This is a genomic window from Streptomyces sioyaensis (assembly GCF_004122735.1).
GTDB classification, from domain to species: Bacteria; Actinomycetota; Actinomycetes; order Streptomycetales; family Streptomycetaceae; genus Streptomyces; species Streptomyces sioyaensis.
Map to the genome: position 1 here is coordinate 14,482 of NZ_SDIF01000059.1, position 26,637 is coordinate 41,118.

At 71.9% G+C, this 26,637-nt stretch carries 26 protein-coding genes; 20 read left to right on the plus strand and 6 right to left on the minus strand.

Translation table 11 applies throughout. The features are described from left to right. Positions 1–158: 158 nt before the first annotated feature. The gene (locus EST54_RS20335) at positions 159–1,172 is read right to left on the minus strand and encodes an adenosine deaminase (RefSeq protein ID WP_129249065.1); all 1,014 of its coding nucleotides are present in this window, start codon (positions 1,170–1,172) and stop codon (positions 159–161) included. Positions 1,173–1,250: 78 nt separating this feature from the next. Further along, the gene (locus EST54_RS20340) at positions 1,251–1,745 is read right to left on the minus strand and encodes a gamma-glutamylcyclotransferase family protein (protein ID WP_129249066.1); all 495 of its coding nucleotides are present in this window, start codon (positions 1,743–1,745) and stop codon (positions 1,251–1,253) included. A gap of 173 nt (positions 1,746–1,918) precedes the next feature. On the opposite strand from EST54_RS20340, the gene EST54_RS20345 reads away from it, so the two are divergent. Next, a complete protein-coding gene (locus tag EST54_RS20345) occupies positions 1,919–2,620 on the plus strand; it encodes a SanA/YdcF family protein (protein ID WP_129249067.1) in 702 nt (233 codons plus the stop codon). 21 nt (positions 2,621–2,641) lie between these two features. On the opposite strand, the gene EST54_RS20350 is transcribed toward EST54_RS20345, so the two are convergent. Together EST54_RS20350 and cutA are read right to left on the minus strand one after the other, a co-directional pair. Beyond that, on the minus strand, positions 2,642–3,640 hold the full coding sequence (locus EST54_RS20350) for a trypsin-like serine peptidase (protein ID WP_244942571.1): 999 nt from the start codon (positions 3,638–3,640) through the stop codon (positions 2,642–2,644). Position 3,641: 1 nt separating this feature from the next. Beyond that, complete coding sequence (gene cutA, locus EST54_RS20355) at positions 3,642–4,007, minus strand: divalent-cation tolerance protein CutA (RefSeq protein ID WP_174857478.1); 366 nt, start codon at positions 4,005–4,007, stop codon at positions 3,642–3,644. A gap of 277 nt (positions 4,008–4,284) precedes the next feature. On the opposite strand from cutA, the gene EST54_RS20360 reads away from it, so the two are divergent. Both EST54_RS20360 and EST54_RS20365 read left to right on the plus strand, forming a co-directional pair. Continuing rightward, positions 4,285–4,653, plus strand: a complete 369-nt coding sequence (locus EST54_RS20360) for a cupin domain-containing protein (RefSeq protein ID WP_129249068.1) — start codon at positions 4,285–4,287, stop codon at positions 4,651–4,653. Between the two features lie 71 nt (positions 4,654–4,724). Further along, complete coding sequence (locus EST54_RS20365) at positions 4,725–5,543, plus strand: class I SAM-dependent methyltransferase (protein WP_129249069.1); 819 nt, start codon at positions 4,725–4,727, stop codon at positions 5,541–5,543. 36 nt (positions 5,544–5,579) lie between these two features. Here the strand turns inward: EST54_RS20365 and EST54_RS20370 are convergent, their stop codons facing one another. Beyond that, positions 5,580–6,368 carry a sulfite exporter TauE/SafE family protein gene (locus tag EST54_RS20370; protein WP_129249070.1) on the minus strand — a complete coding sequence of 263 codons (789 nt, stop codon included), beginning with the start codon at positions 6,366–6,368 and terminating at the stop codon, positions 5,580–5,582. Between the two features lie 374 nt (positions 6,369–6,742). Between EST54_RS20370 and EST54_RS20375 the strand changes: the two genes are divergently transcribed. From EST54_RS20375 to EST54_RS20380, 3 genes are all read left to right on the plus strand, one after another. After that, positions 6,743–8,158, plus strand: coding sequence for an Ig-like domain repeat protein (locus EST54_RS20375; RefSeq protein WP_129249071.1), 1,416 nt, complete (start codon positions 6,743–6,745; stop codon positions 8,156–8,158). Between the two features lie 161 nt (positions 8,159–8,319). Then, the gene (locus EST54_RS34740; protein ID WP_167511578.1) at positions 8,320–8,478 is read left to right on the plus strand and encodes a DUF7196 family protein; all 159 of its coding nucleotides are present in this window, start codon (positions 8,320–8,322) and stop codon (positions 8,476–8,478) included. 238 nt (positions 8,479–8,716) lie between these two features. After that, positions 8,717–9,004: a hypothetical protein gene (locus tag EST54_RS20380; protein ID WP_129249072.1), complete on the plus strand. Its 288-nt coding sequence runs from the start codon at positions 8,717–8,719 to the stop codon at positions 9,002–9,004. Here EST54_RS20380 and EST54_RS20385 read toward each other — a convergent pair. Beyond that, on the minus strand, positions 8,968–9,288 hold the full coding sequence (locus EST54_RS20385) for a hypothetical protein (protein WP_129249073.1): 321 nt from the start codon (positions 9,286–9,288) through the stop codon (positions 8,968–8,970). The genes EST54_RS20380 and EST54_RS20385 overlap by 37 nt on opposite strands. A 149-nt stretch (positions 9,289–9,437) precedes the next feature. On the opposite strand from EST54_RS20385, the gene EST54_RS20390 reads away from it, so the two are divergent. The 14 genes from EST54_RS20390 to EST54_RS20455 form a co-directional block, all read left to right on the plus strand. Then, positions 9,438–10,274 (plus strand): helix-turn-helix domain-containing protein, encoded by an 837-nt coding sequence (locus EST54_RS20390; protein WP_129249074.1) that lies wholly within the window; start codon positions 9,438–9,440, stop codon positions 10,272–10,274. Beyond that, positions 10,271–10,624: a DUF397 domain-containing protein gene (locus EST54_RS20395; RefSeq protein ID WP_129249075.1), complete on the plus strand. Its 354-nt coding sequence runs from the start codon at positions 10,271–10,273 to the stop codon at positions 10,622–10,624. The genes EST54_RS20390 and EST54_RS20395 overlap by 4 nt, the downstream gene beginning before the upstream one ends. Positions 10,625–10,676: 52 nt before the next feature. Further along, the gene (locus EST54_RS20400) at positions 10,677–11,633 is read left to right on the plus strand and encodes an NAD-dependent epimerase/dehydratase family protein (protein WP_129249076.1); all 957 of its coding nucleotides are present in this window, start codon (positions 10,677–10,679) and stop codon (positions 11,631–11,633) included. A gap of 263 nt (positions 11,634–11,896) precedes the next feature. Further along, positions 11,897–13,450, plus strand: a complete 1,554-nt coding sequence (locus EST54_RS20405) for an IPT/TIG domain-containing protein (RefSeq protein WP_129249077.1) — start codon at positions 11,897–11,899, stop codon at positions 13,448–13,450. A 135-nt stretch (positions 13,451–13,585) separates the two neighbouring features. Continuing rightward, a complete protein-coding gene (locus EST54_RS20410; protein ID WP_129249078.1) occupies positions 13,586–15,595 on the plus strand; it encodes a glycoside hydrolase in 2,010 nt (669 codons plus the stop codon). Positions 15,596–15,756: 161 nt separating this feature from the next. Continuing rightward, positions 15,757–18,414, plus strand: a complete 2,658-nt coding sequence (gene nirB, locus EST54_RS20415) for a nitrite reductase large subunit NirB (protein ID WP_129249079.1) — start codon at positions 15,757–15,759, stop codon at positions 18,412–18,414. Beyond that, positions 18,414–18,854, plus strand: coding sequence for a nitrite reductase small subunit NirD (gene nirD, locus EST54_RS20420; protein ID WP_239013759.1), 441 nt, complete (start codon positions 18,414–18,416; stop codon positions 18,852–18,854). The genes nirB and nirD overlap by 1 nt, the downstream gene beginning before the upstream one ends. Positions 18,855–19,067: 213 nt before the next feature. Next, positions 19,068–19,565, plus strand: coding sequence for an SRPBCC family protein (locus EST54_RS20425; protein WP_129249080.1), 498 nt, complete (start codon positions 19,068–19,070; stop codon positions 19,563–19,565). Positions 19,566–19,723: 158 nt separating this feature from the next. Further along, complete coding sequence (locus tag EST54_RS20430) at positions 19,724–20,029, plus strand: ArsR/SmtB family transcription factor (protein WP_129249081.1); 306 nt, start codon at positions 19,724–19,726, stop codon at positions 20,027–20,029. 99 nt (positions 20,030–20,128) lie between these two features. Then, a complete protein-coding gene (locus EST54_RS20435; RefSeq protein WP_129249082.1) occupies positions 20,129–21,079 on the plus strand; it encodes an oxidoreductase in 951 nt (316 codons plus the stop codon). Between the two features lie 229 nt (positions 21,080–21,308). Then, on the plus strand, positions 21,309–23,282 hold the full coding sequence (locus EST54_RS20440) for an APC family permease (protein ID WP_129249083.1): 1,974 nt from the start codon (positions 21,309–21,311) through the stop codon (positions 23,280–23,282). Positions 23,283–23,376: 94 nt separating this feature from the next. Beyond that, positions 23,377–24,177 carry a maleylpyruvate isomerase family mycothiol-dependent enzyme gene (locus EST54_RS20445; RefSeq protein ID WP_129249084.1) on the plus strand — a complete coding sequence of 267 codons (801 nt, stop codon included), beginning with the start codon at positions 23,377–23,379 and terminating at the stop codon, positions 24,175–24,177. A gap of 424 nt (positions 24,178–24,601) precedes the next feature. After that, positions 24,602–25,066, plus strand: coding sequence for a hypothetical protein (locus EST54_RS20450; protein WP_129249085.1), 465 nt, complete (start codon positions 24,602–24,604; stop codon positions 25,064–25,066). 107 nt (positions 25,067–25,173) lie between these two features. Then, positions 25,174–26,637, plus strand: a 1,464-nt coding sequence (locus tag EST54_RS20455) for a WXG100-like domain-containing protein (RefSeq protein WP_244942572.1), incomplete at its 3' end; no start/stop codon positions are given.

The following is a 26,637-nucleotide window of genomic DNA, read 5'->3' on the forward strand; positions in this document are numbered from 1 at the left end:
CCGCGGCCCGCCGGGCGGGGCGGACGGCCGGGCCGTCGCGCGCCCTGCCGCCCGTCCGCCAGGGGCTCCTGCCGCCCGTCCGCCAGGGCCTTCTGCCGCCCGTCCGCCAGGAGGCGCACCGGGCCTGAGCGCCCGGTGCGCCTCTCCTTCGGTGCGCGCTACGCCTGGTGCGCGTCCACGTCCCGCAGATGGCGGTCACGGGCCGCCTCGTCGAGGAAGGAGGCGCGGAAGGAGTTGCGGGCGAGGGTGCGCAGGGTCTCCTGGTCGAGGCCGAGGGCGTCGCGTACGGCGCGGAAGTTGTCGTCCACGTAGCCGCCGAAGTAGGAGGGGTCGTCGGAGTTGACGGTCACCAGCAGTCCGGCGTCCAGCATCGCGGGCAGCGGGTGGTCGGCGAGGTCGTCGATGACCCGCAGCCGGACGTTGGACAGCGGGCAGACGGTCAGCGGCACCTGGTCCGCCACCAGGCGGGCCACCAGCCGCGGATCCTCCATGGAGCGCACCCCGTGGTCGATCCGGTCCACGCCGAGGACGTCCAGGGCCTCCCACACGTAGGCCGGCGGCCCCTCCTCCCCCGCGTGCGCCACGCACTTGAGCCCGGCCTCCCGCGCCCGCGCGAAGACCTCCCGGAACTTCGACGGCGGGTGCCCGACCTCGGCCGAGTCCAGGCCGACGGCGGTGATCCGGTGCAGGTGCGGGCGGGCCGCCTCGAAGGTCGCCAGGGCCGACTCGGCGCTCTCGTCGCGCAGGAAGCACATGATCAGGCGGGTGCTGATGCCGTAGGTCTCCTCGGCGGCGTCCAGCGCGCGGGCCAGGCCGTCGATGACGGTGCCGATCGGGACGCCGCGGGCGGTGTGCGCCTGCGGGTCGAAGAAGATCTCGGCGTGGCGTACGCCCTGCTCCTGGGCGCGGGCCAGGTAGGCGTGCGCGAGGTCGGCGAAGTCGTCCTCGGTGCGCAGCACGGCCATCAGCGCGTAGTAGAGGTTCAGGAAGGACTGCAGGTCGGCGAAGGAGTAGGCGCGGCGCAGCGCGTCCTCGTCGGCGTAGGGCAGCTCGATGCCGTTGCGCCGGGCGAGCGCGAAGGCCAGCCCGGGCTCCAGAGTGCCCTCGATGTGCAGATGCAGCTCCGCCTTGGGCAGCGGCGCGGGAGAGGGAGCGGACGGGGAGGAAGGCACGCGGGTCAACCTGTTCTGCGGTACGGGAAGGGGCCATTGGCCGGGAGTCGTCGGCCTTCGGCCGGGGAGTCGTCCAGGTTAGCCGGGGTGCGGCCGGTGGCCGTGGCGGCACCCCGGGCCGGGCGGGTGGCGGTGCTGATCCGCCGGCTTCCCGCCCCGCCAGTCGCCGCCGGCGAGGGGGGTGCCGGTGGCGCGCAGCCGGGCGGCGAGCGGGGCGGCGGCCAGGTAGACCCAGGCGCGGACGGGGCGGCCGTCGGCGCGGACCGCTTCGGTGCGCACCCGCTCGTAGAGGTTGGCCGGGTCGCCCGGGACATAGCCCTCCAGCCGGTCCAGAGCCGCGCACACCTCCTCGTAGTCGCCCGCGCGGGGCAGGACCAGGGCGCCGTGCACCTCCGCCTCGGCGGGCCCGGCCGTCGCGTACGGGAATCCGGGGCCGTCGTAGAGCAGGGCGCCGCGGATCCGGGCCGGTTCCTCGGCCGCGGTCCGGCCGCGCAGGGTCCGGGCGTAGTTGGCCTCGCCGGGGCGCAGCGTTCCGTAGACGAAGAACGGCAGCCGCTCGGGCTCGGTGGTCATGGTGGTGGCTTCCTCTCCGGGACACGGGCTCCCCCGACCACGATGCCAGGCCACCGGTGCAACCACCGCCGCGCGCCCGGCGTCGCACCCTGCAAGGCCGATCACGCACACACAAGCGAACAACACACGCGAATACAGACGCGAGCAACGACGCAAGCAGGGACGGGGCGCAGATGCGAGTACCGGAGCCGGTACGCCGGATACGACAGGGGGTGCGGCGGCTGCGGCTGCCGCGGACCCGGCGGGGCCAACGCCGGGCGTTCCAGGCCGTGGTGGCGCTGACCGTGCTGGCGCTGGCGCCGGCGACCTGGATGAACGCGACCACGGGGCCCCGGGTGCACAGCGTGGCGGACGCACCCGCCGCACCCGTCGCGCTCGTCTTCGGCGCGGGCCTGTGGCAGGGCGAACCGTCGCCGTATCTCGCGCACCGGCTGGACGCGGCCGCCGAGCTGTACCACCGGGGCACGGTCCGCGCGGTGCTGGTCACCGGCGACAACAGCCGGCGCGACTACGACGAGCCGGACGCGATGCGCGGCTATCTGCTGCGGCACGGCGTCCCGGCCCGCCGGATCGTCAGTGACTATGCGGGCTTCGACACCTGGGACTCCTGCAGCCGTGCCCACCGGATCTTCGGTGTGGACCGGGCGGTGCTGGTCAGCCAGGGTTTCCACATCCGGCGGGCGCTGGCGCTGTGCGGGGCGGCCGGGGTCGATTCCTACGGTGTCGCCGTCGCCGCGAAGCACGATGTGACCTGGGCGTACGGCGGCGTCCGGGAGATCTTCGCGGCCGGGAAGGCGTCGGCGGAGGCCTTGTTGCGGCCCGATCCACACTTCCTCGGGCCGCACGAGAAGGGGGTGACGGAGGCTCTGCGGTAGAGCCTCCGTCCCCCTCCTCGCTCACCCCTGGGTCGCTCGGGCGTAGAGGCTGAGGATCTTCGTCCCGAAGTACGGGCTGTAGCTGGTCCGGTCGTTGTCCGGGCCCTTGGGACCACCGCCGTTGAGCCCGCCGATCAGGCCGATGACCCGGCCGGTGTGGCTCTGCTCGTCGTAGTCGGCCAGCCAGGGGCTGCCGGAGGTGCCGCCGTAGAACCCGCCGCACGACATGCGCAGTTCGCGGGTTCCGGTCAGCCGGGCGGTGCGGGTGGCGCAGCGCACCGCCCGGTCCTCGGGGTCGTTGCGGACGTTCGGGTAGCCGATGACGGTGACGTCGTTGCCGTAACCGGGCGTCGGGGTCAGGGTGTTGCCGCCGGTGACGTCCTCGATGCGGCGGCCGTCGTCGTCGGACGCGACGGTGGCGAAGGCGAAGTCGAGGTCCGCCCCGTCGCCGGTGGTCCCGCGGCCGGGGTAGGCGAAGGTGTCGTCTATGGCCCACACGCCGTACGGCTGGCTGGTCGCGCCGGAACGATACTGCGGGACAAAAGCCGCGCGGCTGCCCGGGTTGCAGTGCCCGGCGGTGAGGATCAGATTGCCGTGCGGGCTGTGCACCACGCTGGCGGTGCAGTGGTGCGCGCGGGCGTCCCCGTCGACGGAGAACAGCACGCCGACGGACGGGATGCCGTCGAAGTGCCGTGCGGTGGCGGCGCGTCCGCCGGCGGCCGGGGCCGACCGGGCCGTCAGGGCGGAGCCCTGGGCATCGGGTCCGGCGGGCGCCGCGGCCGCCATCCGCTCGGCCGTCCAGTAGGCGGCGGCGTCCCGGCTGGTCCAGCCGGCGCCCGTGCCGGGGCTCTTGGCCCGCGGCGCCTCGGACCGGGCGCCGTCGACCGCGTGGCCGAAGGGCGCGGCGGCCAGGCACACCGCGAGGCCGAGTGCGGCCGTCGCGCCCCTGCGCCACCGGCGGTTGCGCCGCCGCTGCTCGGCTCGCGTCATCTCGTGGTTCCCCGTGTGGTCTCGCTGCACGTCAGCTCGTCTCCTTGGTGACCCAGGACAGATAGCCGGCGCCACCGCGGGTGACGGGGGTGGCGATGATCTCGGGGGTGTCGTAGTCGTGTGCGTCGAGGAGATAGGCCTCCAGCGCGTCGTAGCGCGCCTCGGCCGTCTTGAAGAGCACCTGCCACTCCTGGCCGGTCTCGACCGCGTTGTCCCAGCGGAACACCGAGGTCACCGGGGCGCTGATCTGTGCGCAGGCGGCGAGCCTGCCCTCGATGGCGCCGCGGGCCAGTTGCCCGGCCTTGGCTTCGCTGTCGATGGTGGTCATGACGGTCAGGAACCGGGCCTGCCGCCCGGTGGGGTCGGGCACGTCGTTCAGGGCACTCGGGTCGGCCACGTTGCGCATCCTTCGCGGTGGGGGGACGGGACGGTGGGGCCGCATCGGACAAGCACGCCTGTCCGATGGCGCTGGACCGCAATGCATCGTACGGACCGAGATGATCATCCCGTAAGTGACTTGGCCCGCTCGGCTCGGGTATGCACCCGGACGCAGGCCCCGCCCCCGCCACAAAGGTCCGGTCCGCCCGGATAACTCCCCGGTTGCGCGGCCCCGTGCACCGGCAACGATGGAAGGGGAGCCCGGCTCGCCGGTCCGCACGCGAAAGGCCCGCATCATGGACGACCTCAGCGCACTCGCCCGTCAGCAGCTCGACGACGCCAGGGCCTCCGCCCACGGGCGCAGCGGCCATCTCTTCCTGCACGACGGCCCGCTGCGGCAGAGCGTGATCGCGATGATCGCCGGCACCACGCTCGACGAGCACAACACCCCTCCGGCCGCCAGCCTTCAGGTACTTCACGGGCGGGTCCGGGTGACCGGGTCCGGCGGCGGCCAGGAACTGACGGCCGGTCAGGTCGCCATGAGCCCGCGCGAGCGGAACGGCCTGCTGGCCCTCGACGACGCGGCGGTGCTGCTGACGGCCGTCACGGAGGTACCGGACCGGGACCACCGGAGGGCGGCACCGGTGGGGGCGGCCCCGAAGTAGCGGACACGGGTTCCCGCACCCGGGACTTCTCAGTCTTCACGTTTTTCTGAATGTTATGTACTCTCGTGAGCATGACCAGTCCGCGTGCGAAAGTGCAGCTGACCGGCGAGAAGGAAACCCTCCTCGCCACGCTCTACGGCCGCGCGGTCGACAGCCGCGCGAAGGACCCGATCCTGGGGGACCCGACGGCCGCCGACACCGTGCGGCGACTCGACTACGACTTCACGAAGATGCGGATAGGCCCCGGCGACGCCGCCGGAATCGCCCTGCGCGCCCGGCAGTTGGACGTCTGGACGGCGCGCTTCCTCGCCCGGCACGAGGAGGCGACGGTGGTCCACCTGGGCTGCGGCCTCGACAGCCGCGTCCACCGGCTCGACCCGGGCCCGGGGGTGCGGTGGTACGACATCGACTACCCCGAGGTCATCGCGCTGCGGCGGGAGCTGTATCCGGAGCGCGCGGGATACACGGCCATCGCCTCGTCGGTGACCGACCCGGCGTGGACGGCGCGCATTCCGTCGGACCGGCCGACGATGGTCGTGGCCGAGGGCCTGTTGATGTATCTGACCGAGGAGGAGGGCAGTGCGCTGCTGCGCCGGCTGATGGCGCACGCACCGCGCGGTGAGCTGGCCTTCGACGCCTTCAGCCGGTTCGCGATCCGCAGCCAGCGGATCAACCACGTCGTCGTGGCGGCCGGCGCGCGGCTGTACTGGGGCACGGACGCCGCGGGCCTCGCGCGGCTGAGCCCGCAGCTGACGATCGTCGAGAGCCTCAGCATGCTGGAGCTCCCGGGGATCGCGAAAGTGCCGGCCCGCTACCGCCTGGGGCTGCGGGCCCTGGCCAAGGTCCCCGCGGTGCGGGACATGGCGCGGCTCTACCGCTGCCGGTTCTGAGCGGGGCGGCCCGCGGCGGGACCGGCCGGTGCCCGGTCAGCCCGCCAGCCACTGGTCGTAGACCAGCTTGCACAGCAGGGCGACGACCACGACCACCAGCACCCCGCGGACGAAACCCACACCCCGCTTGAGCGCCATCCGGGCGCCCACCATCCCGCCGGTGAGGTTGAACAGCGCGAGCACTGCGCCGAGTTGCCACAGCACGGTGCCCTGGAGCGAGAACATCGTCAGCGCGCCGATGTTGGTGCAGACGTTGACGACCTTGGCGGTGGCCGAGGCGGTGACCAGGTCCATGTGCAGCAGCGCGGCGAGCGCGAGGATCAAGAACGCCCCGGTCCCGGGCCCGATCAGGCCGTCGTAGAAGCCGATGCCCAGGCCCGCGACGAGGACGGCCGCCAGCATGCGCCGGGCGGAGACCGGGCCCGAGGGCGCGGGCGCGGTGCCGAAGGCCGGGCGGAGCAGGACGAAGACGAGCACCGCCAGCAGCACGGCCATGATCAGCGGGCGCAGCACCGCGCTGTTGATGCCCGCCGCGAAGAACGCCCCGCCCAGCGAACCGGCCATCGCGGCCAGGCCGATCCGCAGCGCCGTGCGGACATCGATCGGGGCCTTGCGGACGTAGGTGACCGCGGCCGCGGTGGTGCCGACGATGGCGGTGGATTTGTTGGTGGCGAGCACGCAGGCGGCCGGGGTGTGCGGGAGGCCGACCAGCAGCGCCGGGAGCAGCAGCAGTCCACCACCGCCCACGACGGCATCGATCCAGCCCGCCGCGAGCGCGGCCAGCGCGAGCAGGGTCAGGGTGAACAGCGATATGTCAGCGGGCACCAGGTGATCTTAGGGACCCCGCGCGCCCGAGCCGGGGGAATTCGGCCGCTGGGCCGCGGACGCATGGCGCCAATTTCCGGGCGGGCCCGCGCCGTTGCGTCCGGGGGCTGGTACCCGCCGCCGAAGTGCGCTGCGCCGATCGGGCTAAATGGCGCGCCAACTGTGGTGCGTCGTCGGGCCGGTCACTTCAATCGGTGCTACCGACGGTGGGGTGCCCATCCCCTGTCGGGGGACCAGGGACGACTGCCGTCATGCGGCGATGCCGTCCTGTTCTTCAGGGCACCCCCGGCAGGAGAGCGCGGGGGGAGTTGCCTTCCCTCTGGCGTGCAGCAGCCCCACCTCCCTCGTGGAGCCTTCGAAAGGGGCTGTCCAACATGGCACTTTCCCTCACCCTCACCCCGTCGACCGTTGCACCGGGCGGGACCTTCACGGCCACCGCCACCGGTGCCGTAGCGGGAGAGGCGATCACCTTCACCTATGACGCGGCAGTACCGGTCACAGTGACCGCTGACGGCACCGGTAGTGCGTCCGCCACCTTCACGGCGACCACCTCGGGGGCGGTGGTCGCCGCCGGTCCCACCAGTGGGGCCGTTTCAGCGGAGCTGACCGTCGCCGCGCCGAACTGTGTGGTCACCCTGACCTCGTCGCCCGCGACCCCGGTCGCCGGCCAGCCCGTGACCCTCACCGCCACCGTCACCTGCGGCGGCGTCGCCGTCCCGGGCGCGACGGTCGTCTTCAGCACCACCAGCGGAACCCTGGGAGTCGGTGTCACAGGTGCCGGCGGCACGGCCACCCTGACCACCCCCGCGCTGCCCACCGGCAGCACCGTCGTCACGGGCACCGTCGTCGCCGCCAACACCACTTGCACCTGTGTCGGCCTCGCCGGGACCACGACCGTGACCGTCGCCCCGCCGCCGAGCTGCGTGGTCACCCTGACCTCGTCGCCCGCCACCCCGGTCGCCGGCCAGCCCGTGACCCTCACCGCCACCGTCACCTGCGGCGGCGTCCCGGTCGTGGGGGCGGTGGTCCTGTTCACCACCACCAGCGGTCCCCTGGGCGTCGGCGTCACCGGTGCCGGCGGCACGGCCACCCTGACCACCACCGCCCTGCCCGCCGGAGCCAACGTCGTCACGGCCACCGTCGCTGCTGCCACCACCACCTGCACCTGTGTCGGCGTCGCCGCGACCACCACCGTGAACGTCACCCCGGCGCCGGGCTGCGTGGTCACCCTGACCTCGTCGCCCGCCAGCCCGGTCGTCGGCCAGCCGGTGACCCTCACTGCCACCGTCACGTGCAACGGCGCCCCGGTCGTGGGCGCGGTGGTCCTCTTCACCAGCACCAGTGGTCCCCTGGGCGTCGGCGTCACCGGTCTCACCGGCACGGCCAGCACGACCACCAGCGCGCTGCCCGCCGGCGCCAACGCCGTTACGGCCACCGTCCTCTTCGCCCCCACCACCTGCCCCTGCACCGGGTCCTCCGCGACCACGACCGTGACCGTCGGGGGCGTAGGGACAGGGGGGCTCACGGCGCACCCGGCCTGCTACCGGCTGAACTTCCCGCCGCTGTCCGCCCAAGCCACGTTCAGCGCGAGTGGCGCGACGCCGGGTTCGACGGTCACGTTCCACCTCGACGGGGCCGGCGGCCCCGTGGTGTGCACCGCCGTGGCCGACGCGAGCGGCAACGCCAGCTGCACGGCCACCCTCAGCCTCTTCCAGCTGGGGTTCGCCTCCTACACCGCGACCAGCGGGACGCAGGTCTCCTCCAGCACCCTGTCCCTCTGCCTCACCTGATCCCCGACGCACACGCGGCACAGCCACACAGCGTGCCGTCGCTCACCTGAACCAGTGCAACCGGCCCAGGGCTGCTGAGCGGCCCGGCAACACAGCCGTCCCCCGTATCGCAACTACGGGGGACGGCTGTAGGGCCACAAGGATAGGCAAAGGAGTGCGACATGGGTTGCAATTGCGGCGGAGGTGCCCGTCCGAGCCTCACCGTCTACCAGCTGAATCTGCCCGACGGCACCGCCCGCCAGTTCTACACCTGGCAAGAGGCAGAAGCCGCCAATCAGCGGGCGGGCGGCCTCGGCACCATCGTCATCATCAATCAGTAGCCGAATTCCCCTCGGCACGAACGGAATTCTCCGGCCCAGCGCACGGCCACAGCGGACGCCTTCGGCCGGAGCGCAGCGGGCCGGTCGGCCGGGGCCGCCGTCTCTTCCGCCAGCGGGTCGGGAAAACGGCCGGCCCCGGCCTTCGAAGCAGGGCAGGTGCCGAGGCGCGAGGCGACCCCAATTCCTTTTCGGGTCAGGCTCCTTTTCGGGAAACTCACGGCGAGAGGACGGACTCCCCATGAGCCTTTTAGAGTTTCTGCTTTCCCTCGGCGCCACGTGCCGCCTCATCAGATTCCTCACGAAGGACACCCTCGCCGGGGGTTTCCGCTCCTGGATCGCCGACCGCTTCGGCGACGACTCCAAACCCTCCTATCTGGTCAGTTGCAGCTGGTGTACGAGCATCTGGGTGGCCGCCGCCATGACCGCCCTCACGCACTGGGCCGGCGGGACCCTCGCGCTGCAGCTCACCACCACCGCCCTGTCGCTCTCCTACCTCGCCGGACTCGCATCCCGCTGGCTCGACTGATCGTCGCGGAAGAGCAGACGCGTACCCCGACTCTTCGCGACCCGGTGCACCTCCACCAGCGCATCGGTCAGCTCGACGGCCAGCAGCTGAAGCTCCCCGGACGTCCACCCGCGCCCCGCGAAGACGCGCCGCGCTTCGTCGATGAGGTCGACGGCCGAGGCGAGCTGTTCCTCCTCGACGGCGTCGGCGACGCGGGCCACGTACCCGGTCCCGTCGCTCACCAGAAAGCACGGCTTGCCGTCCAGGCTCGTCCACGGCAGCAGCCGCGCGATGGGTTCGGTCATTTCCTCAACTCCCCTACTCATGGACACCAGGTGTAGTCAAATCGTCACCGGAACAACGCAACGGGCAATAGAATCGGGGTGCTTGAGGCAGTAGGACTCAAGCCTGCGACCTGCTGCGCCCTGGGCGCGCGCTCACATCCCAAGAGGTCATGGCGTTGGACGAAACGACCCCACCCGAGCACTTGAATCCGCTACAGCGTTTCGGCCGTGACGTCAGACAGGTACGTCTGGCCCGCAAGCTCACCCAGAAGCACCTGGGCAAGGCCACGGGCTACTCCGAGGGGTACGTCAGCAAAGTCGAATCCGGCACGATGCTGCCCAGACCCAGCGAGAAGTTCGCCAAGGGCTGCGACACCGTGTTCGGAACGGGCGAGCTGTTCGCCGGCCTGCTGCGACGGATCGACGAGGGGGATCACCCGAGTTGGTTCGTGCCGTATCTCAACTTGGAGCGGAAGGCTTCGCGGATACTGGCCTACTCGGCAAGTGTTGTGCTGGGTCTCCTCCAGACAGACGACTATGCGCGGGCGATCTTCCAGGGGTACTTCTCACGCGAAAACGAGGAGGCAATCGAAGCCAAGGTCGCCGCCCGTTTGCGGCGCCGTGACGTGTTCGACCTGGAGACTCCACCATTCCTGTGGACCATCCTTGACGAGGCGTCCCTGCGAACTGTCGTGGGAGGCCGGGAGGTCATGGCGGGGCAGCTTGAGTACCTGCTGACAGTGGCAGCGGCACCGAACGTCAAGCTTCAGATCATGCCCTTTTCGGCAGGCGCTCCGGCGGCATCCACAAAGCCGTTCATTGTGTTGCGTTTCACGGACGCCCCCACGGTGCTCTACACCGAGACGCGGGTAGGTGGCAGGATGCACGACTCCGCACAAACGGTCGACGCAGCCTTGGACGACTATGATCTGCTCAGGGCGCACGCGTTGTCCCCGGACCGGTCAGTCACCCTGATCAAGACTCTGCTGAAGGAGTACCGCGCATGAGTGCCGACTTGGATCTCGCCGGGGCTGAGTGGGTCAAGTCGTCCTACAGCGACGCCAACGGCGGGGAATGTGTCGAGTTCTCCCGCACCTTCACTTGGGTCAAGTCGTCTTACAGCGGTGGCGACGGCGGCCAGTGCATCGAATTCTCCCCCGACCTCGCCTGGCGCAAGTCGTCCTACAGCGATGGTGATGGCGGCCAGTGCATCGAGTTCTCCCCCGCCCTCACCCAGGTCCAAGGCGTCGTCCCCGTCCGGGACAGCAAGAACCCCGACGGCCCGGCGCTCGTCTTCCCGGCGGGCGGCTGGTCGTCCTTCGTCTCGGCCGTCCAGCGCGGGGAGTTCGCCGCCTGACAGCCGAAAACCCGGTGCTGTCCCGCGGGCACCGCCGATAGCGTCAACGGCCATGCGCATTCTTGTTCTTGGCGGTACGTCATTCGTCGGCCGCGCCATCGTGGAGGACGCCTTACGCACCGGGGCCGAGGTCACCCTGTTCGGCCGGGGGCGGACCGGGGCGGAGCTGTTTCCGGAGCTGACCCGGCTGATCGGTGACCGGGACACCGGTGACTACGCGGCGCTGGGCGCGGGCAGTTGGGACGCGGTCGTGGATGTCAGCGGCTATGTCCCGCGGCATGTCGGGCAGGCGATGGACGCACTGGGCGACCGGGTCGGCCGGTATCTGTTCCTCTCCAGCCATGCGGTGTACCAGCGGGCGGGGGTGGGGCCGGGTTCCGACGAGGACACCCCACGGCGGCCGCCCGTACGCGACACCGAGGAGCTGACCGAGGCCACCTACGGGCCCTGCAAGGTGGCCTGTGAGGACGATGTGCTGGCGCGGTACGGCGCGCGGGCGACGATCGTGCGGGCCGGGAAGGTGGCCGGGCCGTACGACCCGTCGGACACGTTCACGTACTGGGTGCGCCGGGCCGCCCGTGGCGGACGCGTGGCGCTGCCCGCCGACCCCGGACAGCCGGTGCAGATCATCGACTCGCGGGATCTGGCCCGCCTCGTCGTGCGGCTGCTCGTCGACGACCGTCCGGGCGCCTTCCACGCGGTGGGACCTGCCGAACCGGTCACGCTCGGCGGGCTGATCGAGACCTGTGCGCGGGTGGCCGGCAGCCGCATCGAGCTCGTACGGGTGCCGGACGACGATCTGCCGCTGTTCTTCCCGCTGGTGCGGGACGACTGGGCGAGCCAGCAGCGCAGCCCGGCCCGCGCGCGGGCGGCAGGCCTGCCCGCGACGCCGCTGGAGGTGACCGCCGCCGACGTGCTGGCCTGGGACCGTGCGCGTGGCGAGCCGCCGCTGACGGCGGGGTTCACGCCGGAGGAGGAACGGGCGCGGCTGCTGCGCCTGAGGGAGTGAGGCCGGGGCTGCCGGCCTCCGGCCGTCGCCCACGAGAGGGGGGCGAATGTGGATGTTTCGCTGCCTCGCGGCGTGGGGAGAAGGCCCGTACCGAACCAAACGGGCTGCCCATCCCTCCTCGGGGTGCGCAGCCCGCCTTGTTTTTGTGACGTGCGGTCTGTGGTGAGGGCTTGTGGTGACCCGGACAGGGATCGCCGGCCCTTCGCCGTTCCCCCGTGTGGGGCTTGCCAGGTCCAGGGCGGCCCCCCACCGAAGGGGTCCACATGAGTACCAGCGTTCAGGCACCGTCAGAGGAACTGCTGCGGACGGCTTCCTTCCCCGGCCTGGTTGAGGCGACCGCCGGGGCGGGAGCAGTGAGCCGGGCGGCGGCGCCCACATTCCTGGCAGTTACCACGATCCCCGTCGGCACCAACCCGGTCGGGCTGGCGTTCATCCCCAACGGCGACCTCTACGTCGCCAACTCCGGGTCGAGCAATGTGCAGACCATCGACACCGCCACGGACACCGTCATCGGTGCCGCGATCCCGACCGGCACCACGCCGGCCTGGCTGACCGTCGCGCCCAACGGCAGCGCCTACGTCCCCAACAACATCTCCAACAACGTGACGGTGATCGACACCGCCACCAGCACCGTCCTCACCACGATCCCCCTCAGCGGCGGCCCCGCCGCGGCGGCGGTCATCCCCAGCGGCAACGTCTACGTCAGCCGCTTCGGGGCGAACAGCGTGCAGGAGATCTCCGTCACGACCAACACCACCATCGGCCCCGCGATCCCCACCGGCAGCGGCCCGGTCGGGATCGCGGTCGCCCCCAACGGCAAGGCCTACGTCGCCAACCGGAACGCGAACAGCGTGACGGTGATCGACACCGCCACCGCCACCGTCGTCACCACGATCCCCGGCTTCAACCAGCCGAACTTCGTGGCGATCGGCCCCAGCGGGGACGCCTACGTCGCCAACATCGGGTCGAACAACGTGACCCTGATCAACACCACCACGGACACGATCGCGACCACGATCCCCGTCGGCACCAACCCCTGGGGCATCACGGTCGGCCCCGACGGCCACGCCTACACGGCCAACCGCGGGTCGAACAACGTGTCGGTGATCGACACCACCACCAACACCACCATCGGCGCCCCGATCCCCGTCGGCAGCCAGCCGATTGCCCTGGTGGTCGCGCCCAACAACAAGGTCTACGTCACCAACATCGCCGGGGCCAGTGTCAGCGTCATCCAGTTCGACCCGACGATCACCAGCATCACCCCCAACTCAGGGCCCGTCACGGGCGGCACGGTGGTGACGATCACCGGCACCAACCTGACCGGCGCGAGCGTCACCATCGGCGGCAACCCCGCCACCGGCGTGACCGTCAACTCCACCGGTACGCAGCTCACCGCGACCACTCCGCCCGGGGCGCCCGGTCCCGCGGACGTCACCGTCACCACCCCTGGTGGCAGCACCACTCTGGTGGGCGGCTTCACCTACTTCATCCCCGTCCACGCCACCTCGCTGACCGCGACCCCGGCGCTGACGAAGCTGTTCCCGCCGCACGTGTACTTCCCGTTCCTGACGGCCACGCTGACCGACACGGTCACCGGCCTTCCGGTGCCCAACCAGCCGATCCTGTTCAAGGCCGGCACCAACGTCCTGGGCATCGCCAACACCGACGCCAACGGCGTCGCCCGGGTGAACGAGACGCTCACCCTGACGCTCATCCTCCTCAACCACGGCTATGACGTCAGCTTCGCCGGCGCGGTCACCCCGACGGCGATCCTGTCGCCGTCCAGCGCCCACGCGGGAGTCATCGAGCCCTGAGCTCCCGCCCGCTCACCGGCCGGTGAGCGGCAGGCGTAAGACCGGCCTGGCCGTGGGCAACCGTCCACGACCAGGCCGGTGTTCGCGCGGCGGTTCTTAGAACTCTCTTAAATCCGCCGACTATTCACTCCATTCATGATCTTCAACCCCCACAAGACCGCGGTACCCGGCCGTCCCACGCGCGTGCTCGCCGCCTCGCTCGCGCTGGCCGCGACCACCCTCGGCGTCGTCGGATGCGACCGCGCCGCCGCCGGCACCCTGGAGGGCAGCCGTCTCCAACTCCCCGTCTCCGGCGGCACCGTCGCCGTCGACACCTCCTCCCTCGCGGTGACCGCGCACACCGGAGCGGGGCGGCAGCTGGTGCTGTCCGAGGGAGCCGCGGGCGGGCTGGGCAAGCCCGGGCCGGTGACGCAGACGGCCGACGGGGCGCGCTGGAGCTACCCCGACAAGGGCCTTCAGGTGACGGCGAGTTCGCAGGGCGGGCGGCTGCGGATCAAGCTGCGGTCGGACCGCGACGAGTCGGTGAAGTGGCCGGTGACCGGGACCGACCGGGCCGCCTCATCCGTCCAGGTGCCGCGCGGTGAAGGACTGGACATCCCCGTACGGGACGCGTTCTGGAACCGCGACACCGAGAAGGGCGGGCTGGCGGGCAGCAGCATGGAGGTGGGCGGCGAACTGGCCCTTCCTCTGTGGGGCTACTCCATGGGCACGGCAGGCGGTAAGGGCGGCGGGAGCGGCGTCAGCTATCTCACCCCCACCGACCTCGGCACATCACTGGGCTTCGCCTCCGCCGGCGGCCGGCTGCGAGCCACCGCCGCCCACGACTTCAACGCCGGTGAGGGCACCCGCGACTACGAGGTCTCGTTCGCGCTCACCGACGGCAACCCGGTCGCCCCCGCCGCCGACTACCGCTCCTACCTCTCCCAGCGCGGACAGCTCGGCAGCCTGCGCGAGAAGATCGAGCAGAACCCGGCCGCCGAGAAGCTGCTGGGTGCGTTCCACGCCTATGTGTGGGGCGACGCGCGGACGGCCTCCGGGGTCGACAAGCTGAAGAAGCTGGGCGTGGACCGGATGTGGCTCGGCTACGACTCCGGCCCCGGCCCGATGAAGGCGCCGGCGGTGCGGGCCGCCAAGAAGGCGGGCTACCTCGTCGGCCCGTACGACACCTTCGCCAACGGCCAGGACCCCAAGACGGCCGACAGCCCCACCTCCGTCTGGCCGGACCGGGTCTACCCCGACTTCTGTGTCCGCAAGGCCGACGGCACCCCGGTGACGGGCTTCGGCAACCGCGGCTGCTACCTCAGCTCGCGCGCCTTCGAGAAGGCCGAGCCGACCAAGCACTACCTCGCCGACCGCACCCGCTCGATGGTCGCCAACGGCGCGGACAGCTACTTCCTCGATGTGGACGCCACGGGAGAGCTGTTCCGCGACCACGGCAAGGGCCACGAGATGACCAAGGCCGGTGACCGCCGGGCGCGGCTCGCCCGGATGAAGCGGCTGTCGAAGAACCTCGTCCTCGGTTCGGAGTCCGCCCAGTGGTGGGCCAACAAGGTGCTGGCCTACAACCACGGCTCGGGCACCCCGGTCGCCGACGGCCTGTGGAAGCTGGAGCGCGACAGGAAGACGTGGGGCGGCTATCTGCCGGCGAAGGCTCCCGGTGCCTTCTTCAAGCCGGTGGAGCTGCCCCGCGAGCTGGCCACCGCCATGTACGACCCCACCTACCGCGTGCCGCTCTACGAGACCGCGCTGCACAGTTCCGTGGTCAACGCCGAGCGCTGGGAGCTGTCGTACGACAAGCTGCCGGCCCAGAAGACCACCCGGGCGCTGCTGGCGATGCTCAACAACACTCCGCTGAACTACGTCCTCGACGGGCCCACGCTGGAGAAGAACGGGCCGGAGCTCGCCGCGCTGCAGAAGTTCTTCTCGCCGCTGCACCGCGCCGCAGGCACCGAGCGGATGACCTCGTTCCGGTGGCTGACCGGTGATCGCAGCGTCCAGCGCACGGTCTTCGGCGACGGCAAGCTGACCGTCACCGCAAACTTCGGCAGCAAGGCCCAGGGCGGCCTGCCGGGCGGCTGCGTGGATGCCAAGCTGGCCACCGACCAGCAGCCGCGGCGGCTGTGCCCGGCACGGGTGACCGGCTGACCGACCGGTCGGCAGCCCGCTGACCTGCTGATCTGCCGGAGGGCGGCCGCCCGCGGGGCGGCCGCCCTCACACGGCGGCCGCCCCGCCACTGAGGGCAGCGTTCCGCCCGGGAAACAGAGCAGATGCGGGCGGGTAACAGCCACGCCCCAGTCTGAGGGGCATGACCTCGATGCCGCCGCACCCGGATGCCACCACAGATGCCGCGCCCGGCACCACGCCCACCCTCGTCCTCATCGGCCACGGCATGGTCGGCCAGCGCTTCCTGGAGGAGCTGGCCGACCGCGGCGTCACCGAGCGGACGCGCGTGGTGGTGCTGTGCGAGGAGCCCCGCCCGGCCTACGACCGCGTCCAGCTGACGTCGTACTTCGCCGGCCGCACCCCGGACGACCTGAGCCTGGCCGACCCGGAATTCCTGGCCCGGCACGGCATCGAACTGCACCTCGGCGATCCCGCCACCGCCGTCGACCGCACCACCCGCACGGTCACCGCCCGCTCCGGGCTGACCGTCCGCTACGACACCCTGGTGCTGGCCACCGGCTCGTATCCGTTCGTGCCGCCGGTGCCCGGCAAGGACAGCGCGGGCTGCTTCGTCTACCGCACCATCGACGACCTCCTCGCCATCGAGGAGTACGCCAAGAACGCCCGCACCGGCGTGGTGGTCGGCGGCGGGCTGCTCGGCCTGGAGGCGGCCGGTGCGCTCAAGGGCCTCGGGCTGCACACCCACGTCGTGGAGTTCGCCCCGCGGCTGATGGCACTCCAGGTCGACGAGGGCGGCGGCCGCGCGCTGCGCCGCACCATCGAGGAGATGGGCCTGGAGGTGCACACCGGTGTCGGCGGCAAGGAGATCGTCGCGGACGAGAGCGGTGCGGTGGCCGCCATGGGACTCTCCGACGACTCCCGGATCGACACCGACCTGGTCGTCTTCTCGGCCGGGGTGCGCCCCCGTGACCAGCTCGCCCGGGACTGCGGGCTGCCGGTCGGCGAGCGCGGCGGCATCGTCGTCGACGCACAGTGCCGCACCGCCGACCCGGCCGTGTACGCGATCGGCGAGTGCGCGCTGGCGGCCGACGGCCGGGTCTACGGCCTGGTCGCCCCGGGCTACGACATGGCGCGGGTGACGGCCGGCGACATTGCCGCCCGGCTCGGTGACGACACCGACGGGCCCGACGGTTTCACCGGTGCCGATCTGTCCACCAAGCTCAAGCTGCTCGGCGTGGACGTCGCGTCCTTCGGGGACGCGCACGGCACGACGGACGGCTCGCTGGACGTGGTCTACGCCGACGCCCGCAGCGGCGTCTACAAGAAGCTGGTGATCGGCGCCGGGGGCGAGCTGCTGGGCGGGGTGCTGGTCGGCGACGCCGAGGCGTACGGCATGCTGCGGCCGCTGACCGGCACCGTTCCGCCGCTGGCGCCCGAGCAGCTGGTGCTGCCCGCGGGGGTCGCGGCCGAGGGCGGCGGCGCGCTCGGCCCGTCCGCGCTGCCGGACGAGGCGGTGCTGTGCAACTGCCACAACGTGACCAAGGGGACGGTCCGGGCCGCGGTCACCGAGCACTCCTGCACCACCCTGCCCGAGGTCAAGAAGTGCACCAAGGCCGGCACCGGCTGCGGCAGTTGCGTCAAGTCGCTGACCGCGGTGATGAACGACGAGCTGACCGCGTCCGGCGCCACCGTCGACACCGGGCTGTGCGGCTGCTTCCCGCACACCCGCGCCGAGCTCTACGAGGTCGTGCGCACCCTGCGGCTGACGTCCTTCGCCGAGCTGCTGGACTCGCACGGCCGCCCGGAGGCCAGGAACGGCGACGGCTGCGAGATCTGCAAGCCCACCGTCGGCTCGATCATCGCCTCCCTCGCGCCGAGCGTCGGCGCCGGCGGCTACGTCCTCGACGGGGAGCAGGCCGCCCTCCAGGACACCAACGACCACTTCCTCGCCAACCTCCAGCGCAACGGCTCGTACTCGATCGTGCCGCGGATCCCCGGCGGCGAGATCACCCCCGAGAAGCTGATCGTGATCGGTGAGGTGGCCCGCGACTTCGGCCTCTACACCAAGATCACCGGCGGGCAGCGGATCGATCTGTTCGGCGCCCGGGTCGACCAACTCCCGGAGGTGTGGGCCCGGTTGGTGGATGCCGGCTTCGAGTCGGGGCATGCGTACGGCAAGGCGCTGCGCACCGTGAAGTCGTGTGTGGGACAGACCTGGTGCCGCTACGGCGTCCAGGACTCGGTCCGGATGGCCATCGAACTGGAGCTGCGCTACCGGGGGCTGCGCTCCCCGCACAAGCTGAAGTCCGCGGTCTCCGGGTGTGCGCGCGAGTGCGCGGAGGCCCGCGGCAAGGACTTCGGCGTGATCGCCACCTCCAACGGCTGGAACCTCTACGTCGGCGGCAACGGCGGCGCCGATCCACGCCATGCCGATCTGCTCGCCCAGGACCTGAGCGACGCCGAACTGATCCGGCTGATCGACCGGTTCCTGATGTTCTACATCCGCACCGCGGACCGGCTGGAGCGCACCTCCGCCTGGCTGGAGCGGATCGAGGGCGGCCTCGACCACGTCCGGGACGTCGTCGTCCATGACTCCCTGGGGCTGTGCGACGAGCTGGAGGCCCTGATGGCCACCCATGTCACCCACTACCGCGACGAGTGGGCCGAGACCCTCGCCGATCCCGAGCGGCTCGCCCGGTTCGTCTCGTTCGTCAACGCACCCGATGTACCCGACCCGTCCGTCCGCTTCGTACCGGAGCGCGACCAGGTCAAGCCGGACCTGACGCTGCTGGCCGGCCCGACCCTGCCCGTTCGGACCCTGGAAGGAAGCTCCGTCTGATGACCACCCTCACCGTCGAACACCACGCCTCCGCATGCCTCACCACCGACGCGCCGCCCACCCCCGGCGACACCGGCGCGACGGCGACGGACACGGCCGCGGTCGAGATCCGCTGCCCCGAGGGCAGCTGGCTCCCGGTCTGCGGGCCGGACGACCTGCTCCCCGGGCGCGGCGTCGCCGCCCTGCTCCCGGACGGCGCCCAGGCCGCGCTGTTCCTGGACCGCGGCGGCCGGATCCATGCGATCGGCAACCGCGACCCGTTCACCGGCGCCCAGGTCCTCTCCCGCGGCCTGACGGGCTCGGCCGACGGCCGCCCGTTCGTCGCCTCGCCACTGCTCAAGCAGCGCTTCGACCTGCTCACCGGGGACTGCCTGGACGACCCGGCGGCGTCGATTCCGGTGTATCGCGTACGGGTCCGGGACGGGGCGGCGGGGCGCTGATTCGGCTGGGCCGAGGCCGCGGGGCTGAGGCCGCACCAGGCGGGCGGAGCCGTGGCTCGTGGGCCCGGCGGAGGCGCAGCGCGTGAGCCGGAGCCGCGGCTCGTGACGGGCCCGTCGGCCGCGCAATGTGCAACCACGGGGTTGCACCTCCTGTCGCAACGTGCAACCATTGGGTAGCACGCAAGCGGAATCAGCGCGGCAGGAGGAGCCCCCATGAGCACCCACAGCGCCAACGACGCCGGCAAGGGCGTCGGTGCGGACCGCAACCGCATCGAGCGCGAGATCAGCATCGCCGCGCCCGTCGAACGGGTCTGGGCGGTACTGACCGAGCCCGAGCATGTCGGCTCATGGTTCGGCCAGGGCGAGCCGACCCCGGTCGACCTGCGGCCGGGCGGCATCATGCAGCTCGACCACGGCCAGTACGGCCAGTTCCCGACCACGATCGTGACGGTGGACCCGCCGCGCCGCTTCTCGTACCGCTGGGCCAGCGCCCACCCGGGCGAGGTGGCGGTCGAGGGCAATTCCACGCTCGTCGAGTTCACCCTCACACCGGAGGGCGACGGCACCCGACTGCGCGTGGTGGAGACCGGATTCGAGGAGATCGCCATCCCGGAGGAGCGGCAGCCGACCGCCGGCTACGACAGCCACTCCGAGGGCTGGACCGGCCAGATGAAGAACGTCAAGCAGTACGCGGAGCAGCTCGCGGCATGACGACCGGCGAAGAATCGGGACGGGGCGTCGCGGGCCGGGATTCCGTAGGGGATGCCGGACGGGGCTCGGGGGCGGGTAAGGGCCGTGGCTCCGTAGGGGATGCGGGCCCGGGTTCCGTAGGGGATGCGGGCCGGGATTCCGGGGCGGGCGGGGACGCCGTGGCGGAGGTGTTCTCCGCGCTGGCGGACCCGACCCGCCGCCGAGTACTCGACGCCCTCGCCGCGCACGGCGAGGCGACCGCCACGGTCCTGGCGGCCGAACTACCGGTCAGCCGCCAGGCCGTCGTCAAGCACCTGGGCGTCCTGGACCGGGCCGGCCTGGTCGCCGGCCACCGGGAGGGCCGAGAGGCGCGCTACCGGGTCATACCGGAGCGGCTGGGGGTCACCGCCCGGTGGATGGACCGGGTGGCCGCCGCCTGGGACAGCCGCCTGTCGGCGATCAAGCGCCTCGCCGAGGGCGAGTAACCGGGCGCGGGGCGGACGCTCTGTTGACTTCCGCCCCACCAGCCCCAGCCGTCCCAGCCCACGACGTACTCTTGTTGCCCCCTACGGAGGAGTGCAGGCGTGACCCGGTGGAACACCAGCCACATCCCCGACCAGACCGGCCGCTCGGCGGTCGTCACGGGCGCGAACAGCGGCATCGGCTATGTCACCGCCCGTGAACTGGCCCGCCGCGGCGCCCGGGTGCTGCTGGCCTGCCGCAGCGAGTCGCGCGGCCTCGCCGCACTGGACCGGCTGCGGTCCGAGGTCCCCACCGCCGAGGCCGAGTTCCGGCCCCTGGACCTGGCCGACCTGACCTCCGTACGGGACTTCGCCGCCACCCTCGACGACTTCGACGGCGACCGCCTCGACCTGCTCATCAACAACGCGGGCGTGATGGCGCTGCCGTACCGCACCACCGCCGACGGCTTCGAGATGCAGTTCGGCACCAACCACCTCGGCCACTTCGCGCTGACCGGTCTGCTGCTGCCCAAGCTCCTCGCCACCCCGGGCGCCCGGGTCGTCACCGTCTCCAGCATGCTGCACGCCCTCGCCGACCTCGACTACAGCGACCTCAACAGCGCGCGCTCCTACCGCCGCTGGATCGCCTACGCCCGCTCGAAGAGCGCCAATCTGCTCTTCGTCCACGAGCTGTCCCGGCGGCTGGCCGCGGCCGGCTCGCAGGTCGTCGCGGTCGCCGCGCACCCCGGATACGCCGCCACCAATCTCGCGACCGCGGGCGTCCGGATGGAGGGCCGCACCTCCGCCGAGCGGGCGGTCGAGCTGGTCAACCGCGCGGTCGCACAGTCCCCGGACGGCGGCGCCCTGGGCACCCTCTGTGCGGCCACCGCCCCGCACATGCGGCCGGACTCGTTCATCGGCCCGCGCAGCGGCCTGCGTGGCGCCCCCGCCCAGTCCTTCCGCGCCCCGTGGACCACCAAGGATGCCCATGGCGAACGCCTGTGGGCCGCCTCCGAGCAACTCACCGACGTGCACTACGACTTCGACTTCTCCCGGCCGGCCACGGCGCGCTGAGCGGCGTTCGCACACCGTCCGGGTATCCGCCGCGGTGCGGGCGCGCCGCCGACGGCCGGGCCCCGCGAGGGCACACCCACTCCACGCGCCCGGACACCCCGCCCGCGTCAAGGACCCGTAGAGAACCCGCCGCCACCCGCCAAGGGGCCGCCAAGCCCCGCTGACACCGGCCGTCGCGCCCCGCACCCTGAGCTGGTCCCGCACGGTGCGCACGGAGGTACGACGAACGATGGCGAGGGAGTTCCCGCACGACGGCCGGCCCGAGGAACCCCCGGACACCGGCACCGCCACCGTCGGCATACGGCCGGGCGGCACCGGCGGGAGCCGCCCCGGTGACCGTGTGGACGGCAGCCCCGGCCCGGGCGGCGTCCCCGGCCCGGGCGGCACAGCGACCGAAGAGCCCGACGCCCGCCACCGGCTCACCGCCCTCCAGGGCCTGGCCGCCCTCTCGCTCGACGCCATGGCCTCCGTCGCCTACGGCCCCGAGTCGATCGTGCTGGTCCTGGCCGCGGCAGGCAGCTACGGCCTCGGCTTCACCCTCCCCGTCACGCTCGCCATCGCCGCCCTGCTGGCCGTTCTGGTCGCCTCGTACCGCCAGGTGATCGCCGCGTTCCCCAATGGCGGCGGCTCGTACGCGGTGGCCAGGACCCACCTCGGGCGACGCACCGCGCTGGTGGCCGCCGCCTCCCTCGTCCTCGACTACGTCCTCAACGTCGCGGTCTCCGTGACGGCCGGTGTCGCGGCCCTCACCTCGGCCTTCCCCGCCCTCTACGGCGACCGGACGGTGCTCTGCCTGGCGGTGCTCCTCCTGATCACCGGCATCAACCTGCGGGGCATCGTCGACTCGGCGAAGGCGTTCCTCGTGCCCACCGCCGTCTTCATCGGCGCCATCCTGGCGATGGTCGTCGTCGGCCTCTTCCGCGCCGGACCCGCCTCCACCCTCACCGCCGACGGGCACGCCTCCGTCCTCGCCGGCCACGCCACCGCCGTCGGCGCACTGCTGCTGCTCAAGGCGTTCGCGTCCGGCTGTTCGGCGCTGACCGGTGTCGAGGCGGTCGCCAATGCGGTGCCGTCCTTCCGTGCCCCGGCCGTCCGGCGCGCCCAGCACACCGAGGTGGCGCTCGGCGCCCTGCTCGGGGTGATGCTGATCGGCCTGTCCGTCCTCATCGGCCGCTTCCACCTCCAGCCGGTCGCGGGCGTCACCGTCCTCGCCCAGCTCGCGGACGCCTCCTTCGGCCACAACGGGGCTTTCTACGTCGTCCAGTTCGCCACCATGGTGCTGCTGGCCCTCGCCGCCAACACCTCGTTCGGCGGCCTGCCGGTCCTGATGGGCCTGCTCGCCCGCGACAACCACCTCCCCCATGTCTTCGGCCTGAAGGCGGACCGCCAGGTCCACCGCCACGGCGTGCTGGCGCTGGCCGCCGTCGCCGCGGCCCTCCTCGTCTTCTCCGGCGGCGACGTCAACACCCTCGTCCCGCTGTTCGCCATCGGTGTCTTCGTCGGCTTCACCCTCTGCCAGATCGGCATGGTCCGGCACTGGCGCCTGCACCGCTCCCCCGGATGGCGCGGCAAGGCCCTGCTGAACGGCTTCGGCGCGCTGCTCACCGGCGTCTCGGCGGTCGTCGTCACCGCCACCAAATTCACCGAGGGCGCCTGGCTCCTGGTCGTCGCCCTGCCGCTGCTGGTCCTCGCCTTCGAAGCGGTCCACCGTGCGTACGACCGGATCGGCGTGCGCCTGGACCTGGGCCGGATCCCCGAACCGCCGCGCCGCGCACGCTCCCTGGTCATCGTCCCGGTCTCGCACCTCTCCCGGCTGACCTGCGAGGCCCTGAACGCGGCGGTCTCCCTGGGCGATGAGGTGATCGCGGTGACCGTCACCCACGACACCCCCGAGGACCGCCCGGCCACCGAGGCTCTGCGCCGCGACTGGGAGCTGTGGAACCCCGGCGTGGAACTCCTCGAACTGCCCTCCGCCACCCGCTCCCTCGGCCGCCCGATCGCCGCCTACGTCACCGGCCTGACGGCCCGCCGCCCCGGCACCCGTATCACCGTCCTGATCCCGGAGGCCGAGCCCGCCCACCTGTGGCAGCGCCTGCTGCAGAACCAGCGCGGCGCGGTCGTCGCGCACGCCGTCCGCCGCGACACGGACGCGGTCATCTGCCGTTTGCGGTTCCGGCTGGCGGCGGGTGGCCGGGCGCGGTGACGGCAACGGGCGCCGACATGATGACGGCGCTGACGGCACGGGGCACGCACCCCGGTGACGCCGGATTGTCAGTGCCGCGCTCTACGGTGACGTCATGAACTCGACCATGGCGTACGACGGTCATTGCGCCGAGATCGTCGCGCAGACCGGCCTGCTCGCGTCCGGCCTCCGGAAGGAGGGCGCCGACCTCACGGCAACGGTGCCGTCCTGCCCGGACTGGAACCTCGCTCAGCTGCTCCGTCATCTCGGCGAGGCCCACCGCTGGGTCGAGGAGATCGTCCGCACCCGCGCGGACCAGCCCCCGCCCGATACCGCCCTGCGCGTCCTGCCCCGCGACACCACCCGGTCCCCGGCCGACGTCGCCGACTGGCTCACCGAAGGCGCCGAACTCCTCGCCGCGACCCTGCGTGCCACGGACCCGGACACCCGGATCTGGACCCCGCTCCCCTCCGGAAGCCCGCGCTTCTTCGCCCGCCGGATGGCCCACGAGACGGTCATCCACCGCGCCGACGCCACACTCACCCTCGGTACGGACTTCACCGTCGGGCAGCCGGTCGCCCTCGACGCCCTCGACGAGTGGATGGCGCTGGGCTCGCTGCCCGAGATGTTCGACTTCCACCCCGACCGGCGCGAACTCCTCGGCCCCGGCCGCACCCTCCACTTCCACGCCACGGACACCCCGCCGGACGCGGCCGCGGACTGGCTGGTCGACCTCACCGGCGACACCCTCGCCTGGCGCCGCGCCCAGGAGCCGGCCGCCGTCTCCGTCCACGGCCCCCTCACCGACCTCCTGCTCCTCATCTACGGCCGCCGCCCCGCCGACCGCGACACCTTCGAGATCACCGGCGATGCGGAACTGCTGGAGTTCTGGCTGGCGCGGGTGCTGTTCGGCTGAGCACCATGCCGACCGGTTCCCGCACGGGGCGAAGGGGCGGAGGGGCAAAGGGGCGAACCATTCAGGCCACTGCGGCGTACTCGTCCTTGACCGCCAGCGACACGATCAGTCCCACGGAAGACTCTCACCATGGCCGATTCCGACCGTACGCAGCACCACCCCGGCCTGCCCCCCACGCCTCCCCCGTACCCCCGCACGCCGGCGCCGGGGACGGCGCCCCGCGGCCTTCCCTCCCGAGGAGGCCGTGCAGCTTTACCACCACTCCAACCGCCCGAAAAGCGCCTGAATACGGGGGATTTGCCCGTTGAGGAACTCCTGGTCGGGCGCCAGGAACGCCCGCTAAACTTTGGCTTGAAGAACTCATGAGGCAACCATTACGAACGCGGGGGACGTTGTGGCAGGTGCCGGTGGTTTCCAGACGGATGTGGAGAGCCTCAAAGCCGAGGGGACGAACTTCGTCAAGCTGGGCGAGGATTTCTACTCTTCCGTCGCGCGGCTGATGGACGGCCTGCATGCGCTGGGAGCGGGGCCGCCCAGCAATGGGCAGGAGGCGGCGCCGCCGGAGAAGTCGTTCGGCCAGCAATTCATGAGCGGCCTGACGACGTTCGACAGCAAGGACGGCGCCCCGCCGTGGGGGGATGACGACCTCGGCGAGAAGTTCGGGGTCGTCTACGAGGGCGTGCGTGACGGCATGAACGAGTCGATGGGCCATCTCTCCTCGAAGCTCCAGGAAATCGGCAAGGCGCTGACGTCGATGTCCAGGAACCACGCGGAGAACGAGGACTTCAACGACTCGCTGATGAAGCAGCACGTCGAGAACGAGCAAGCGTGGCGGGACCCCACGGCCGACCCCAACGTCAAGGTTTCCTTCCGGCCCGTCCAGCACTGAGCCGCCGAACCGGTTCGGGATTCTGACCCGGCTGCCTTCTCACACCACCTGCGTCTGCCGCACGCCTCATTGCACGTTTTTCACGGGGGAGCTCCATCGTGTCTGTCATGCTGCCGGATCCTCTTGAGTGGGTCCTGGAGATGCTCGGCTTCAACTGGCCGACCGCAGATGAAGACAAACTCATCGAATGCGCCCAGGTCTGGCGGCAGTTCGCGGCAGAGGTCGAGGGGCACCAGTCCCGCGGCAACACCTATGCGAGCAATGTCCTCGGGGAGAACTCCGGCGACGCCATCGAGGGCTTCAGCAAGGCCTGGGAGAAGTTCTCGGGCAGCTCGGGGTATCTGAACGACGCCCGTGAGGCGGCCGAGGTCCTCGCCTTCACCTTCGAGGCCGCCGCCGCGCTGGTCATCGGCATGAAGATCGCCGTGATCGTCCAATTGGCGATTCTGGCCGCCGAAATCATCGCGGCACAGGCGGCGGCTCCCTTCACCCTGGGGCTCTCCGAAATCGGCGGTGCGGCCGCCACCCTGGCCACCCGTGAAATGGTCCGCAAGATCCTCAAGGAAGTCGCCAAGCAGGTCCTTGACGCGATCATGGAGGCCGCCAAGGAACCGGTGATCTCCGCACTGGAGGCCATGGCCTCGGACCTCATCGCCCAGACCGTCAACCAGAACTTCGGCGCCCAGAACGGCTACAACGTCGGCCGGACCCTCAAGGAGGGCCAGAGCGCCGCCACCGACGCCATCAAGAACACCGGCGAGTCCCTCGGCGAGAGCCTCCGCGACGGCGCCGGCCACCGCGCGGGCCACCGCGCCCGCGGCGGGCTGGACCACGCGGCCGGCCGCAGCGACGGACACGGGGACAGCGGCGGGGACGGCAGCGACAGCAGCGACGGCGGATCCGACGACTCCGGACGCAGCAACTCCGGCGACTCCAGCAGCAACAGCGGGAACAGCGGCGACTCCAGCGGCTCGGACAGCGGGTCCGGCAGCGGGTCGCGCGGCGGCAGCGGGGACGGGGACGGAGACGGCGGCGGCTCGGGGTCCGGCTCGGGGTCTGGCTCGGGGTCCGGCTCGGGGTCTGGCTCGGGGTCCGGCTCGGGGTCCGGCTCGGGGTCCGGCAGTGGGGCTGGTGCCGACGGCGGTTCCGGGAGCAGCTCGGACGGCGGCTCCGACGGCGGCGGTTCCACCACCCACAGCCCCCGTGCGTCGGACCGCACCGGAGCGGCGGACGGACCGGACAACGGCGGAGGCACGGGCCACAACCCGTCCTCCTCCGACACTCCTTCCCGCGGCTCGGACCCCGCGCACCACGTCCCCGACGCCCAGCCCCTGCCGCCCCCGGCGCAGCGCTCCCCCTTCGACGAAGGCTTCCAGGGCGGCAACGACAGCCCCTACGGGGACTCCCACACCCCTGACTCCGGCACCGCCCCGGACTCGGGCACCACCCCGGACTCGGGCTCCGCCCCGGATACATCCCGTCCGGACTCGGGCACGGCCGGCCCCCACCTCGCCCCCGACAACACCCCGGACGCCGCCCGCCCGGAAGGTGACTCGGCCAGCACCCACCCC

Coding starts and splice junctions, on each gene's coding strand:
- nirD (WP_239013759.1), top strand. CDS start 18,414: ATGACCACCCTCACCGTCGAACACCACGCCTCCGCATGCCTCACCACC.
- EST54_RS20340 (WP_129249066.1), bottom strand. CDS start 1,745: ATGACCACCGAGCCCGAGCGGCTGCCGTTCTTCGTCTACGGAACGCTG.
- nirB (WP_129249079.1), top strand. CDS start 15,757: ATGACCTCGATGCCGCCGCACCCGGATGCCACCACAGATGCCGCGCCC.
- EST54_RS20425 (WP_129249080.1), top strand. CDS start 19,068: ATGAGCACCCACAGCGCCAACGACGCCGGCAAGGGCGTCGGTGCGGAC.
- EST54_RS34740 (WP_167511578.1), top strand. CDS start 8,320: ATGGGTTGCAATTGCGGCGGAGGTGCCCGTCCGAGCCTCACCGTCTAC.
- EST54_RS20360 (WP_129249068.1), top strand. CDS start 4,285: ATGGACGACCTCAGCGCACTCGCCCGTCAGCAGCTCGACGACGCCAGG.
- EST54_RS20390 (WP_129249074.1), top strand. CDS start 9,438: ATGGCGTTGGACGAAACGACCCCACCCGAGCACTTGAATCCGCTACAG.
- EST54_RS20395 (WP_129249075.1), top strand. CDS start 10,271: ATGAGTGCCGACTTGGATCTCGCCGGGGCTGAGTGGGTCAAGTCGTCC.
- EST54_RS20365 (WP_129249069.1), top strand. CDS start 4,725: ATGACCAGTCCGCGTGCGAAAGTGCAGCTGACCGGCGAGAAGGAAACC.
- EST54_RS20385 (WP_129249073.1), bottom strand. CDS start 9,288: ATGACCGAACCCATCGCGCGGCTGCTGCCGTGGACGAGCCTGGACGGC.
- EST54_RS20345 (WP_129249067.1), top strand. CDS start 1,919: ATGCGAGTACCGGAGCCGGTACGCCGGATACGACAGGGGGTGCGGCGG.
- EST54_RS20400 (WP_129249076.1), top strand. CDS start 10,677: ATGCGCATTCTTGTTCTTGGCGGTACGTCATTCGTCGGCCGCGCCATC.
- EST54_RS20405 (WP_129249077.1), top strand. CDS start 11,897: ATGAGTACCAGCGTTCAGGCACCGTCAGAGGAACTGCTGCGGACGGCT.
- EST54_RS20440 (WP_129249083.1), top strand. CDS start 21,309: ATGGCGAGGGAGTTCCCGCACGACGGCCGGCCCGAGGAACCCCCGGAC.
- EST54_RS20375 (WP_129249071.1), top strand. CDS start 6,743: ATGGCACTTTCCCTCACCCTCACCCCGTCGACCGTTGCACCGGGCGGG.
- EST54_RS20410 (WP_129249078.1), top strand. CDS start 13,586: ATGATCTTCAACCCCCACAAGACCGCGGTACCCGGCCGTCCCACGCGC.
- EST54_RS20380 (WP_129249072.1), top strand. CDS start 8,717: ATGAGCCTTTTAGAGTTTCTGCTTTCCCTCGGCGCCACGTGCCGCCTC.
- EST54_RS20445 (WP_129249084.1), top strand. CDS start 23,377: ATGAACTCGACCATGGCGTACGACGGTCATTGCGCCGAGATCGTCGCG.